Raw genomic sequence first — 13898 nt, 5'->3', positions numbered from 1 at the left:
GCCCTGCAAGAAGATCGACTCGCACGCATACTGTTTGGCGAAGGTAAATGCGTGTGCTGCATAGAATTCGGAGGGGCGAACTGCCCTCTACGCCGGTGCGGGCTGGACTTTTTGCCCTGACCTCGCGGGCAGCGCCGAGAATCCGACGCTGTCGTGCTTTTCAAACAAAGTGCGGTCAGCTACCTGACGACGGTAGATGCACCCCACAGGTCCTCCAGACAGGACGAGGCACTGATGTCGATCTCTGTCATGAGACCGGCCTTGCGATCTTTCTGCCCACCCGCGTAAGTCGTGTGATCGTGGGTTCTCACTCTGCTCGCGTTCTCGGTCTTCGTCGGCGGGCAGCTTCCACACCCATTTCGAACAGACTGGCGTCACCCTATGGCATCCTAAGCGCCGGCGCTCTTCGAGCATATCCAGCTCCGGTTATGCCTTCTCAGCAATCCTCACATCACCAGCGGAACGACGGACGGACGTGCGCGAACTGCCGGTCTCGTCTCTTAGCGCGCCCACCTTCCAGGAGCCAATCCACACTCTCACCGGGCCAGGCGTCGCCTGTCGACGAATGCAGCGAGAAACCGCAAACGTATGTAGCGGATCTTATTTCCAGGTCGCCTGGCATGGGCTGGGCCGTAATTTTCTGGCAAGATGAGGAGACCGGTCTGGATCGATTGACAACGCGCCTTCAGCAACAGTTTCGACCAGCGCCAAGCGCTTTTTATGGCACTCTGCCTGGCGAGTGCTCCAGTCATGTTTGGATCCCTATGTCAGGAGACGCGCAATCGCGCTGCAGTTCGGGCCACACCTCTTATCCTACTGTCATCAACGGTGTCGCTGCTGGCTGGAGTCACTGCCATTGTCCGATGCGCTGGCCCGGATCGACGTTCGAATCAAATGACGCTTCGCAGCGCTCTCTAATCGATCGCCTTTGCGGTCCTTCGCGGCACATGCCTGCCATCCTCTTCCTTGGGGGAGCGTGCGTGCACACCTTGCCTTCTGCAGCAGCCATTCGTTGTATCGCCACGTCTGCCATCTTTCGAACGGGAAGGCACGACACAACCATTACCCAGCCTGCTTCCTGCATTTCACTACTTTGGAGCAAACACCGTGGAACTTGACCCTTCCAATTCACGCTCAGAGGACCTCGAGGATCGCATCGAGCTCCAACTCGACATCGTGGCCGCCCTCATACGCGAAGAAGGCAATGAGCTCGAAGCGATCCGGCTGCTAAACGCCCTGACAAACCAAATGATTACGGCGGAACTGGAGCTCGGCCAGTTCGGCGAGACGAGAACCGCGGGCGGCGGTGGCGGCCAGCACACGAGGCGACTGTCGCGAGATCGTGGCGTTTACTACCCAGAAGACCTTCAGATTTTGGGACGCCTTTTCGATCAGGCCGTGGCGGCATTACCCGCAGTCCTCCGAACTCCCGCCAACCAATTGAAGCTCGCGAAGCTTATTCTGTCACGTGCAGCGGCGGACTGAGATTTAATTTGGCTTCTTCTGCCGATGGCGCGCGTATCGCGTTGTCGCTGGGCTGACTGCTACAGCCGTTCGCACCAGGGATCGACGACTTGGCGTTTGTTGGCTCACCTTCTCGTAAGCGCGCCGGTTCCGCCGACTTTCCATGTCACAACTGTCCGCCACGATGTTCGAAAGCTGGAGCCGGCATGGAGCGCAGTAGGCCGTGCAAGGCGAGCAAAGGACGACGACCTGTGGACACATGTCAGAAAGCAAACAAGTAACGGCCGGAAAACGCCACACGTTTCCCATAAACGCATCTTGCTACGAACAGCGACCGTGATCCATTGTCATTCATGTTCGGCTTTTAGCCGTGATGGGATGGTCCGATCCTTCGACTGCAGGAAGAACAGCCTCAATTATTCACTGATAGCGACAGAACAAGAGCACTTCCGCAATGAAGCCGCGCGAAGGCGAGCTGGTTTCGACCGCTTCAGAATTATTCGAATGCGCTTGGCAACACGACATTCCGGGTCATCGGAACTTCAATGAAGCTCGATAAATTCATTGAAGCATCGGGAGCAACTCGATGTCCGAGCGTACTGCGGCTGTGATGTCTTACTTGCTGGGACAAGCCACAGACGCCGGGTAATCTTTTGCCTAGGTACTTCCTTGTATCAGGACGGCGTGGAGTGTTGAGATGAATCAGCAGATGCAAGATGCTATCGTGAGCGTCGCATTTGATAAGGCCTGGCGCTTTGTTGAGAAGGACCCGTTGCTGGCGCATAATCGCAAGACGATCCTCCATAGCCGGTTATGCACTTTCCTTGAGTCTTCGATAAAGAGGGGCGAACGCAATACTTTGAATCTGGCAAACGAGGCGATACGCAACTTGCGGGCTGAACTGGCGCGACCGGCCGAGCAATAAGGCGCTTGAACCTCTACTGCCACATGAGCTTGGCTCGCTAAGGCTGCTGGGGACGTTATGCGACGGAAAGACCACTGGGGCAGAGCGTGGTGGAGCAGACCTTCCTCCACTCATGTTCAGCCCCGCTGAAGACGAGCACGTTCGCGGCGACTGTCGGCTATGCAGCTCTTCCGGTGACCTAGACCAGTCATGTGGATCCGGTGCAAGTCGGCGACAAGACGGTCAGCCGGGTCAATATTGCCCAGCGCCAGGAAAACGATACCTTTTTCTCTCCTGAGCTGGCACGAGCTGCGCAACTTTGAGCAAGCGCCTCGTCAAGCAGAGCAGTATCGGCTCTTTGAAATCCGGCGATCGAGGTTGAGCTTGAGGAACATCGTGCCACACCTGTGCTAGCTCCTGAGCCAAAGCGATCCAGGCCTGTGATCGATCATCGCCGCATCGCTCGCGATTGCAAGCGGTGGCACGACCGTCCTGCCGGAAGAATGAGCTTGAGGCCTGAGGCGGATCCTCGATCAGCGATCTTCACTTGCCGAACTCTGCAAATAGCATGCACGGGACATGCTGGCGCGGCCTCAATCTGCCGCTAGTCAGCGACAGTGAGAGCCAAACAGCTCGCGGCATTGCGTCCATCCTAGGCCCATCACGAACGGATCGTGTTTGAAGACGCATCTGCGCGAAGGGACCACTGTCAGGCCCAGCATTTGGGTCGAGGCAGTGCATGGCAAGTTGCGCGATCCACAATCTGACGCAGCGTGCGATTAGATCCATTTCTTTCCAAGGCATGTTGTGCGGCAGATACAGCAATTCGCGGTCATATCGTTAAACGCAGAGCGCCGGGGGCATCGAAAGGAACGAACTCAAATGAAGACTTTTCTGATTCTGACCGCAAGCATCGGCGCACTCAGTGCGGCCGCTCCCGCGTTCGCCGCGGACTTGGCCGGGCAGCCCCTCGCGGTCAAGGCGCCGCCGCCGCCGCTCGCAGCCCCGATTGTCGACTGGGGCGGCTATTATGTCGGTGTCAATGGCGGTTGGGGAACGAGCCACAATTGCTGGGATTTCAATGGCGTCACTCCCGAAGGCTGCCATAATTCGACTGGCGGGACCATTGGCGGCCAGATTGGCTATCGTTGGCACATCTTCAACATGGTTTACGGCATCGAAGGTCAGGGCAACTGGGCCGACTTCAGCGGCTCCAATGTCAGCATCGCCTTTCCGGCGGACACCATTGGCACCAAGACAGATGCATTCGGCCTACTCACTGGCCACATCGGTTACGCGTTCAATGCCGTGCTACTGTACGGCAAGGGTGGTGCTGCGGTGACCAGCAATACCTATCACGTCAACTCGGTGGCTACTGGCGCCGAGCTTGCCAACAGCAATGATGTCCGTTGGGGTGGCGTGCTGGGCGCCGGTGCCGAAGTCAGCCTCACGCCGACCTGGTCAGCTGGCGTCGAGTACAACCACTTGTTCATGCAGCGCAGCAACGTAAGCTTCCCAGCCGCCCTTGGCACGGATCGCGCCCACCAAGACGTCGATCTCATCACGGCACGGCTCAATTACAAGTTCGGCTCTCCCTTTGCCAAATAGAGACCTCAACGCGGTCGCGTGAATCGGAACCCCGGCCCGGTCGGGGTTCTTTCTTGAGCTGCTCCTCTCCCTGCCAACCCCGATCCCAGTTCCGAAGCACCAGGTGCGAGCTCGTCTGAGCGACGGAGCCACCGTCTGGATGGTGTGTGGCCGAGATGCACCCAGCACACGGGGGGAGCAGGTCAGTCGATCCGGCAATTTGTGGTTCTCATGAAGTCTCACAACGTCGCGCAGCTCGAAGTAGCAGGCCTCGCTTTAAGCAGCGTCGTATCTGCGACTTCGACGAAGGCGCCACGCTCAACAGGGAAGAAGCTGGAAGCCAACGATTTGGCAGGGGCCCGCCAGTTGCTAAACTCAAAGAATATTGAGGCGAATAGCAATAGCGACCGCTTGAATTCGGCTGGTCGCACCTAGCTTCCGCATCGCATTCTTGACATGAAAATTGACTGTGTTCTCGCTGATTTCTAGGATCTTTCCGATTTCCCATGACGATTTCCCCTCCTTCACCCACCGCATGCAACTGATCTCTCGCTTTGATAATGGCACTTTTCTCTCGCACCCATCATCATTGCACGGACGAGCGATCTCGCTATAAGCGCTGTGAAAGAGACAGGCTAGCGCGTTGAGATGACCGATGTGGTTCTGAGGATCAGCATCGTCAAACGCGGATGCAAAAGACACCACAGATATCCGCCCCAACGGACCAAACAACGGCACGCTCATGCCGTGCTTAAGGCCCGCCTCTCTCGCCTCGTCGAGCACGCGTCTTTCGTCCGGTTGAAGATGGTAGAGGTCGCCAAGTTGGTCCCACAAGAACGGCCGCAAAAGCGTCGGCGTCCGCCGGACCACTGGATCGATCGTATGGTACTTGCGCTTGAAGTATCGGTCGCACCAGTCTGGCGGCCACTTCACAGCCACAGTAGGAGGTGGATACTCCGCCAGCTGAAGTGGTTCGAAGTTGAGAGCGCCATATGCGACTTCAGTGAAGCCTTCCCTGGTGGCACAGCCTACAAGAAGCTCGAATAGCGCTCTGAGTGAATGAGTCTGGTTCGCGCATTCGGTGAAGCTAAAGAGGTCCATGATCGGCGCTTCAGTACGACGATCGAGCTCCCCGTCGCGGTGTTCGATTGCGCTTGTTTCAGGCGGAGCCAAATTCCAGTCCATGAGCTGAACTCGAGTTTTAGTTATTCGTGCAATCTGAGCATCTGAGCGCTCGCGCCGTACCAGGCGCCATCCGCCGAATTCGTCGCCCTGCCGCCGAATGCGCCGGCAAGATACGATCAAATACTCGAGGGGCCATCATCCTCGCCTGCCAGGCTGAGCGGAAGTGGTCGGCCCAGTTCGCCGATAGACACCGGCCAAATCATAGATCATAGCCCGTTATCCGTGTTGAAGGACCGTGCCAACGATACGAACCCGACGGTGTCACCTTTGATGATGCCGGCGCCGATAGAAGTTCCGCCGGTCCTGGCCTGACCTGGCGACAAGAACCGGACAGCTCCAGCGGCTCGAGGCTTGGCTCGGTTGAGCTTGTATGACGAGAAAACGCAGTCGCTTCCAAACGACGCTTTCGTCTGTCTCGGGGCCGAGCACGACGAGTTCCGGGCTCTGATCTGCGCGATACTGCTAAGCTTGGCGGCGCGCGATTCAACGAGCATCCTCGCCGATCCTGCGCCTTGCGCCGGCGTCGCGGACGCGATCGATGAGCAACACGCAACAGCCGGCGCAGAAGCCATACTCCTCGCACCATTGTGCGACGTCTCATCGAATCCGTCCGGCAGGCCTGGCGCAAACGTACCGAACGTGCAGAAACGGACCACGTCAAAGGCGCAACGAGAGATACTCGTGTCGGCGAGATCTGCTTGATGCGGAGGACACTTTGCATGTGCTTCTCCAGCAGGGAGACGACCCAGCTTGGACTAGCAAGTGTCATACCAAGTGTTGATTCACCAAAATCAAGCGTCGCGGAGAGGGATTGGAACGCGCAGGGTTGGTTGCGAGGTAGGAGCGCCGAAGCATTTATGACATGCGGAGGAAAGGCGACAGCACATTGTGGGGCGCGGCGCGAGATGAGCTACAGCGAGAAATTCTGCTCACCCCGGCCGCCCTCGAAGCCCAAACGCAGCCCTATTCCAGCCCAGTCAAGTCCCAAGGTCCGCAATTGATGGGACGGTTCAAACATGGCACTTGTTGAGGAACTTGACCTGCCTGCACCTTGAGCCAGCGATTCCGGCGAAGCGCTTAGATCTCCCCAAGCAGAAACACATTAGACCGCACCTGATACACCAATCATGATGGGCTCGGTGGAAAAAGGCGAACATCTTCGCCAAGATCGATGAGGTATGGCTTCTCTGCTCTTCGCGATCATCTCAATGCTCTATGCGAGCGTTGGCCAGGCTGGGGGCACTGCGTTCCTCTCGCTAATGGCTTTTTTGGGTATGTCATCGGCAGAGATGCGCCCGACGGCGCTTGGTCTCAACCTTGTCGTCGCGACTTATTCTACATGGTTCTTCAACCGCAACAGGATCGTTGATTGGACAATCCTGCGCCCGCTTCTCTTTTCGTCAATGCCCGCCTCGCTTGCCGGTGGTCTGATTGTGCTCGGGGACCACATATACAAGACGCTGACGGGGCTCGTTCTTCTTCTGGCGAGCGCAGTAATGATCATGCAGCGGGGACGAGCTGCCGATCGTGTTTGCGAAACTCCGCCCGCGGCAAGCGTGAGCTTTGGCGCGGCCCTTGGACTGGTTTCCGGCCTGACAGGCGTGGGCGGTGGAGTGTTCCTCGCACCGACGCTTATCATACTGAATTGGGCATCTCCGAAGCAGACCGTCGCATTATCACCCCCTTTTATTCTCGCCAATTCCACAGTCGGCTTCGTCGGAACTCTTTTCAGCGGCCAATTTCCCTCTCCGGATTTGGCTCTTTACGCTATCTCCGCGCTGGCGGGTGCGGTCGCTGGAACGGTAGTCAGCGTGAACTGCCTGAACCCCGCAGGCATCAGATTTATCCTCGTGGCGGTCCTGCTCGTTGCCGGCATCCAGTTGGTTCTCGCTTGAGGTCTCAACTCCCATCTTTCATGGGATCGGCAGGAGATGCAGCACGGTCAGCTCAAGGTGCAACATGATGGAGGCCGCAGCTTAAGTCTGATCCGCGCGCATCCCGTAACTCTGAAAGCCGTAACCGCAACCACGAAAAGCTGTCGGGTCGAGCGACGATGGGGCGGATCTTCCCGTGGCCCTTACCTAGTCACATCCGTTCGCGCACCCCATTCGGCAGGAGGGTCAATGTCGGCGGGGCGCCAGCTGGATGACGCGAACCTCCCCTCGTAGCTTGCGCGGACCTCGATCTGGCGCGCAGAATCCAGTGTAGACAGTGTATCGTCCGATGCATCTGGCCAAGATTGGCCTTGCCATCAGCACGACGTCCAAAGTCGTTGTGAGTTGGTGAGCTGCATCAGGCAGCGATGAGACGCGGCTGAATCAAGGCGCCCCGACGCACTTCGCCGGGGGGCTGCAAGTGCGCTGGGGTCGCCCCAACATCATCAGTACATCCGTGATGATGCTTGTGGCAATGAGACAACCAGCGTGGCGGAATTGAGGCTTATGCGTTCGATACTAGGATCAAAGCTCGTTCGCCGGCCGCGCCAAAGGACTTGAATCGCACGTCGCGTCACGTTGAGCTATTGCGCTCCTTGTGCTCTCATTGAGCAGCGAACTATGTTCCGTGGCACGCGGGCGGACGGGAGGCACATTGAACTCTGTGACAACCAAATCGGCTTTGTTTCAAAACACCGCTGTGAAGATCCAGCGCGAGCTCGGCTGCTCCTGGTGAGACCAGTCCCTGCTTTCGTCGAAAAACGGCGGAACGTCAGCGAATGCGAATCGACGCGCCCTCGGATGAGCGATTGATCGCTCGCGCCGGCTCGTCGGGCACATCTAGCCCCGTCAGCCGAAATTCATATCTTAAACGTCTCAGATAATCGCCGACGAGCGGCTCTCACCCCTGCTCTGCCCCGAAGCCGCTTTGACAGTAACATCGAAACCGGGACCAGATCTAAAAAGCCACTGGGCGGTTTGACATAACGCAAAGACACAAGAGAGGACATCGGTCAGCTACATGCCGCTTGAGCATGGGAATGTTAACCGTTGCAGACCTCCCTCCTAAACAAATATTGCGATGCTCGCCTGCCTTGGTACACCATCTATCCAACCGTACCGGATTTCTCCGCGGTGGTCGGTGCCAAGACTTGTGAGACATGGCTGATGCGGCTGCCGCCCGGCGAGGCCGTTTCGCTCTATATCCACGTTCCGTTCTGTCACTCTATTTGCTGGTATTGCGGTTTTCCTACAAGCCTCACTCGCGCCGAGAGACCGGTCCGCAATTACTTGGCAGCACTGCGGGACGAGATAGGCTTGGTCGCAGAGCAAGTGCCGCGTGCTCTGCCGGTGAGCGACGTGCATTTCGGCGGCGGGACGCCGACCACCATTGCACCGAGCGATTTTATCGGCTTGATGAAACTCCTGCACCACTGCTTTGCAATCGGCAAATCAGCTACTATCGCCATAGAAATCGATCCGCGCTGGGTCACGACCGAGATGGTCGAAACGCTACAAGCGGTGGGGGTCAGCCGTGCGAGCGTCGGCGTGCAAAGCTTCGACCCCTTGGTTCAAAGGTCAGTCAACCGCGTCCAGAGCGAGGTGCAGACGGCTTCCGTCGTCGAAAGTCTTCGCCAGCATGGGATAGGCCGCATCAATTTCGACCTTCTCTTCGGACTACCGCATCAGACGGTGCGGTCCTGCGTGGACTCCGCGCGGACGGCTGTGGCCATGCGCCCAGACCGGCTCGCGGTTTTCGGCTATGCTCACGTCCCCTCCTACATGAAACGTCAGCGCCAGATCGATGAGACGGCGCTGCCGGATAATGCCGCCCGAGTTGAGCAAGCCGCCGCTATTGCAGATACGCTGGTCGCGGCCGGCTACCGCCAGATCGGGCTCGACCATTTCGCCCTGCCCAATGACGAGCTCGCACTGGCGCAAAAGGCTGGTCGGCTGCGCCGCAACTCCCTGGGTTATTCGGCTGACACCTGCAGAACCGTGATCGGCTTAGGTCCGTCAGCCATCGGCCGACTGCCTGACGGTTACGTCCAGAACGAGATCGCAACCGCTTCCTATCACCAACACATTCAGGCTGGCCGTTTGGCAACCTCAAAAGGCTACTGTCTCACCGCAGAAGATCGCCTCCGCGCCGCAATCATCGAGCGTCTGATGTGCGATTTGCAGGCCGACGTACCAGAAATCTGTGCAGCTCACGGATTCGATCCGATGCCTCTTCTCGATTCGGCCGACCGCCTGCGAATGCTTGCCGAAGACGGGATAGTGGAGATTGAAGAGGGATTCATTCGGGTCAAGCAAGAGCACCGGTTTGTCATACGCGCTGTTGCTTCCGCCTTCGACACTTATCTCGACCGTGCCCCCTATTAACTCAGCCACGCATTGGCGAGGGCTGATAAAAAGGGGAACTGATTATAAGGAAAGGCGCAGCGCGCTCCGCCGTTCAGGGCCACGCCTCGATCACGCGGAAAGGCTCTGCCCCACTTCCCCGAAGCGCTCTCGATGAATGGTGACGGCCTCATGACATGCCGCTGAAGACGCCGGCGCCCCTCATGCTTCGGTTATTTTAGCCCGAGGCAGCTTTGCGAAGCTACGGTCCACGTGCTCGAGCACGGTTGGAGAAACTTGACCACGCAGCATCTTAGACCTCAAGGCTCGGCTGTCTTCGATCCGGCGATCACTGGCGCGCCTCGGACGGGAACAGGTCCCCGTGATTTGGATCGCCCGAGGCGTTTGCTGGCGACGCTCGAAATAGCCCGGGCTGGCGACAAAGGAGCCTCGGAAGCAGCAGAAGGAACCGCTCTTAAGCTCTGCGGCGAATCGATCCGCGAAGTCAGCATGGTGATCTGATCCAGGATCCCCTTGAGATCATCCCGCATGGCATTGATCCGGCTGTTGAGTACCGCGATCTCATCGTCAGTTTTCTGCTGTGCCCAATTTATCTCAAACAGGGATGCCCTGTCCTCCAGTGACAGGCTCATCGTTGAAGCGATGCCCTGGGCTTCGGGCGTCTCGACAAACTCTTCAAGGTTAGCCCAAAGCCAGGCGCCAGCCGCACACGAGCCGACGAGGACAAGCGGGAGCACCAAAACCGGGAGAATCCGTCTTGACGGCCCATGCAAGAGCGGCCGCAAGTCTGAAGCGGCCGCTTGATCAATCAAGTCCATTGTCCCTCGCTCAAGATCTCGAAGCGATAGGCTGCATTGCTTACGCACTCCAGGAGGTTCCTGCATCGATGATTATCATTCATGCCGAGCTTCCCGATCGGCTGCCCTGCTCCTGTAGAACGCTACTTCTTGAGCAACGCAACGCGACAATTTTCGCGCGTTCTCCTGATGCTACGAGCGAGCAATGGTACTCATCTTGCCAGCAATGGCGCAGCATTTCTTAAAACTCAGGAGGACCTTGGAGATCTTGTTACTCTGCTACGGCACCAATGCAAACCGCCCCTCATTCCTGCAGTGTATTCGAAGTGTTCGATGGAGCCGCGCCTTATGCGCCACGTAGGCGCTAGGGCTGATCGGCCGAGCCGCAATGGCATTGGACTAGCAACCATTGCACCTGATCAACTACCAACTCCGGCAGGTTGTTCGAGATGACGAGCACGTGGCAAGCGTGAGCAACGACCCGCCGCGAACGTCGAGAAATCGAATGCAAAACCGGATTTGCCGCGCTGAAGGCAACCAACAACTGCTCGCAGATAGGCGCCAAAGCCGCTCGATGGCTTACTCCTTCGGTCTCCTGCGCCATCACGTTGGATGTTGCGGTGTCGTTGCCGCGCGCAAAAATTCAAAGGCTCTTCGACCTTCAAGCTGGGCGATTGTCTCCTGTTTCGCTGACAGCGATATCAATGAAGCGGTTCGTGAAGGAACGCCTCTTGCACCACGAGCCTTGCTTTCTGGTAGCTGCCGTTCCGTCCAGAAAGCCGCCGTCGTTGCAGATGCGCGGCACCGCCAGTCTCGCCTGACTCACACTCAGCAGGGTGGACATTCCCAACCTTTTGGTGGCCAGGACAGCAAAACCGCGCGCGCTCCTCGTGAGCGGTTGCCGAGCCAGCGCTCTCCGGTGGCTCTCGGGCACCGGCATCATACACAACCAAAGATTCAGGCCAGATCATCATGGCGCTGCGAGCCGAGAGGTTCAGGAAGTCTGAGTGGATCTCTTCGGATAGATCGAGTTGTGGCTCATCCCCGCTCGCACTCGGACGCGAAAACGCGGGTAGCTCACTCTGGGCCAGTCAGACCGCAGTTCAATTTATTCATGGCCGGCGAACATGGATCCGAACTGCGCCATGCGTGATTGCCTTCTTGCGACGAGCTCGCCTCGAACATGCTCGGCTACGCGAGGACTTTCTTTCAATTTCAAATCAAGGGGAAAGAAATCTGGGCTTGTTATCGCACTTTCGCTAGCGGCTTGTATGGTCGGCGATTCCGTACTGGCACAAACCGCGAGCAAACTTGATCCTGGTAAACACCCTGTCGATCAAGCCAGCAAAAAAGGAAAGACTTCCGGTCGCGTCGCAAAGCTCTTGATCGACCTGAACCGTCAGGCAATCTGCCCTCCTGCCCCGGCGCCAGCAGCAGGTCCCGGAGTGCGTTTCAAGAAGCGCGGCAATGCGGATAGGGCTGCTCAGACCAGACCGCAGAAGATGTTCGATCCCTTCGCAAGGTACGACAATCTGCGTGAAAAAGGGTTGTGGCTCAACATACCCGGCCCTGCGGACACGATTGATCAGGACAAGGACGGCGTTAGATCGGCGCTGGCACATGTCGGCATCGGCTACATCGGCTGGACACACAACAGCTTTGCAAACAACCAGCTGCCGAATGCAACCAGAAGCACTATCGCAAACCAGCTCTATATGGGCCAAAATCCGACCTTCGCGTCGGCAAACTTCATGATCGTCACCTACGATCTCAGTCGGTTTGGCATTGCGGACGGACAGATTGTCTTAGGAGCCGAGCAGCAGTACTCGACGTGGGATCGCCCGGGACCAGATCGAGTGGGACTCAACACGCTTGCCTACTACCAGACCTTCTTCGACAGGACGCTAGAACTCAAAGTTGGCTACCTCAGAAACCAAAATGAGTTCACCGGCACATTGTTCGGAGGGACTACAGGATCGAACATGTCCGCCTTGTTCCAGGCCGGGATGAGCACCAATGCTGCGCCGACACCGGCGGTCAACTTGAAGTACAATTTTGACGATCGCTTGTACAATAAGGTCTCGGTCCAGCGCTCAATCAGTCCGGATGGTGCCTATGCCCACATTACCGAGAATCCCACCGGCGCAAACTGGAGCACGGCCAACGCGGGCATCCTTCTCGTTGAAGAAGCCGGCTACAAGAGCAGGGCTGCTCCTGGCGTACCCGACACGTGGCTGCGCGGGGGCGTTGGTTTGAACAGTAGCGGCTACACGAATTTGGCGGATCCCAAGCAACAAAGGGAGAGCGGGAATAATTTTCACTACATCGCTGTGGACAGGCAGCTCTGGCAGAGTGACGCCCTTGGGTCGCCGTCTCGCGGCATCTATGGCGGCTTCTCCGTCATGGGAGCTCCACCTGAGCTCAACAGGATCAGCCGGTATTACGAGCTTCGTCTTTATGCGAAGGGACCTTTTGACAATCGGCCCAGTGATCTGATTGCTCTCGTTGCGACCAACACGGCCTGGAGCAACCTTGCAGTGGATGCTGCTCTGGCTAAAGGCCAGCGTGCGCACCGCGACACTACGGCAGTCACGGGAACATACACCGCGCATCTCGCTCCGGGGATTTATGCGAGCGTCGGACTGTCATACATTCATCACCCGACAAGCATCACACACACGCCCCAAACGGAACACGCGCTCAATTTGTTAGTGTCTACATTGATATTCTTCTGATCATCGCGCCCTTCTGCTCCCACCTTGTCGTGACGCAAGGGACCGGCTTCGCGACCTCCTTGGAAATATCGCCCCGCATCCCGCTGAGCTCGACACTGGACGCGACGGTTCATGCCGCAATAATGGCCGATGTCCTCCGCTGCGGTGGTGGATCTTCGCAGCGGTGAGGTTAGGGTGGACGCGCAAGATTTCGACCCCTTTAATGTACCAGCTTGGTCGGCAAACGACTGATCTAAGAGACCATCAGTCCTCGGTTAATCACCTGGATACTCACTTCCGAAAGACGCCCTCATGAAGACAGGCGTAAGCGCCCTTCGTGCGTATCATGATTCCAGTCATTTGGTTTCGCGCGGACCACCACGCGCGCCAAGCGGCACCCACATCGGCCCTGTCCGACTTCATCCGGAAATACTGGGATGGCGTTCGGGAGCTCCCCGAACGCCAAAAATTGCGTGCCACCTGGGGAACAGAGCTTAGGAGCGTGAACGGTATCCTCGATGCAGACGCCGATACAGTCGCGGCTCCATTCCGCTCAATCAAGGGGCGGACCACTCTGCAGGCGTTTATAGATGGTGTTCTCGAAAGCGCGCGCGGCACCATCTTGGTGCGGTATCCATGTCGACGTACATGCGGCCCAATCATCAGGCGTCCGCGGCTTTACCTCGCAAGACTTAGCTGGGTTGTCCGAGGAGATCACTAAGACCTCGAACAAACGCGATTAAAAAGCTCGCGAGTATCAGCGCGAGACCAAGGATCGTCCACACGAAGTCTGCGACTTTCGGCGATTCGATTTTTTGCCGGATTGCACCTTCAATCGATACTTTTAACCGACCGAGGCGCCCGGCTGCTTCAACTTGTTCAACCTGCGACTTCCGATGACGCAGCCAGAAATCTCTCAGCCACGGCACTGCAATGAATATTGGACTCG

9 protein-coding genes are annotated in these 13898 nt (G+C 57.6%); 6 read left to right on the top strand and 3 right to left on the bottom strand.

Annotation, left to right across the window (positions count from 1 at the left end; genetic code table 11):
• Positions 1-1107 precede the first annotated feature (1107 nt).
• The 3 genes from BM374_RS33150 (at position 1108) to BM374_RS33140 (ending at position 3976) form a co-directional block, all read left to right on the top strand.
• On the top strand, positions 1108-1485 hold the full coding sequence (locus BM374_RS33150) for a NolY (protein WP_092302514.1): 378 nt from the start codon (positions 1108-1110) through the stop codon (positions 1483-1485).
• A gap of 676 nt (positions 1486-2161) precedes the next feature.
• Positions 2162-2389 (top strand): hypothetical protein, encoded by a 228-nt coding sequence (locus BM374_RS33145; RefSeq protein WP_092302512.1) that lies wholly within the window; start codon positions 2162-2164, stop codon positions 2387-2389.
• Between the two features lie 861 nt (positions 2390-3250).
• Positions 3251-3976 (top strand): outer membrane protein, encoded by a 726-nt coding sequence (locus tag BM374_RS33140; protein WP_092302510.1) that lies wholly within the window; start codon positions 3251-3253, stop codon positions 3974-3976.
• 354 nt (positions 3977-4330) lie between these two features.
• Here BM374_RS33140 and BM374_RS33135 read toward each other — a convergent pair whose 3' ends face one another.
• On the bottom strand, positions 4331-5056 hold the full coding sequence (locus BM374_RS33135; protein WP_092302566.1) for a helix-turn-helix transcriptional regulator: 726 nt from the start codon (positions 5054-5056) through the stop codon (positions 4331-4333).
• Between the two features lie 1262 nt (positions 5057-6318).
• Here BM374_RS33135 and BM374_RS33125 point away from each other — a divergent pair.
• Together BM374_RS33125 and hemN are read left to right on the top strand one after the other, a co-directional pair.
• Positions 6319-7035 carry a sulfite exporter TauE/SafE family protein gene (locus BM374_RS33125; RefSeq protein WP_092302506.1) on the top strand — a complete coding sequence of 239 codons (717 nt, stop codon included), beginning with the start codon at positions 6319-6321 and terminating at the stop codon, positions 7033-7035.
• 1089 nt (positions 7036-8124) lie between these two features.
• On the top strand, positions 8125-9459 hold the full coding sequence (hemN, locus tag BM374_RS33120) for an oxygen-independent coproporphyrinogen III oxidase (RefSeq protein ID WP_092302504.1): 1335 nt from the start codon (positions 8125-8127) through the stop codon (positions 9457-9459).
• Positions 9460-9737: 278 nt separating this feature from the next.
• Here hemN and BM374_RS33115 read toward each other — a convergent pair whose 3' ends face one another.
• Positions 9738-10256: a hypothetical protein gene (locus BM374_RS33115; RefSeq protein WP_092302502.1), complete on the bottom strand. Its 519-nt coding sequence runs from the start codon at positions 10254-10256 to the stop codon at positions 9738-9740.
• A gap of 640 nt (positions 10257-10896) precedes the next feature.
• The gene (locus BM374_RS38960) at positions 10897-11079 is read right to left on the bottom strand and encodes a hypothetical protein (RefSeq protein WP_177248703.1); all 183 of its coding nucleotides are present in this window, start codon (positions 11077-11079) and stop codon (positions 10897-10899) included.
• A gap of 427 nt (positions 11080-11506) precedes the next feature.
• On the opposite strand from BM374_RS38960, the gene BM374_RS33105 reads away from it, so the two are divergent.
• Positions 11507-12970 carry a carbohydrate porin gene (locus BM374_RS33105; protein ID WP_244552780.1) on the top strand — a complete coding sequence of 488 codons (1464 nt, stop codon included), beginning with the start codon at positions 11507-11509 and terminating at the stop codon, positions 12968-12970.
• Positions 12971-13898: the final 928 nt, after the last annotated feature.

Source organism: Bradyrhizobium sp. Ghvi, assembly GCF_900115265.1.
Classification (GTDB): Bacteria; Pseudomonadota; Alphaproteobacteria; order Rhizobiales; family Xanthobacteraceae; genus Bradyrhizobium.
Note: the sequence above shows the minus strand (reverse complement) of the source record. Positions and strands in the feature narration are given on the sequence as shown.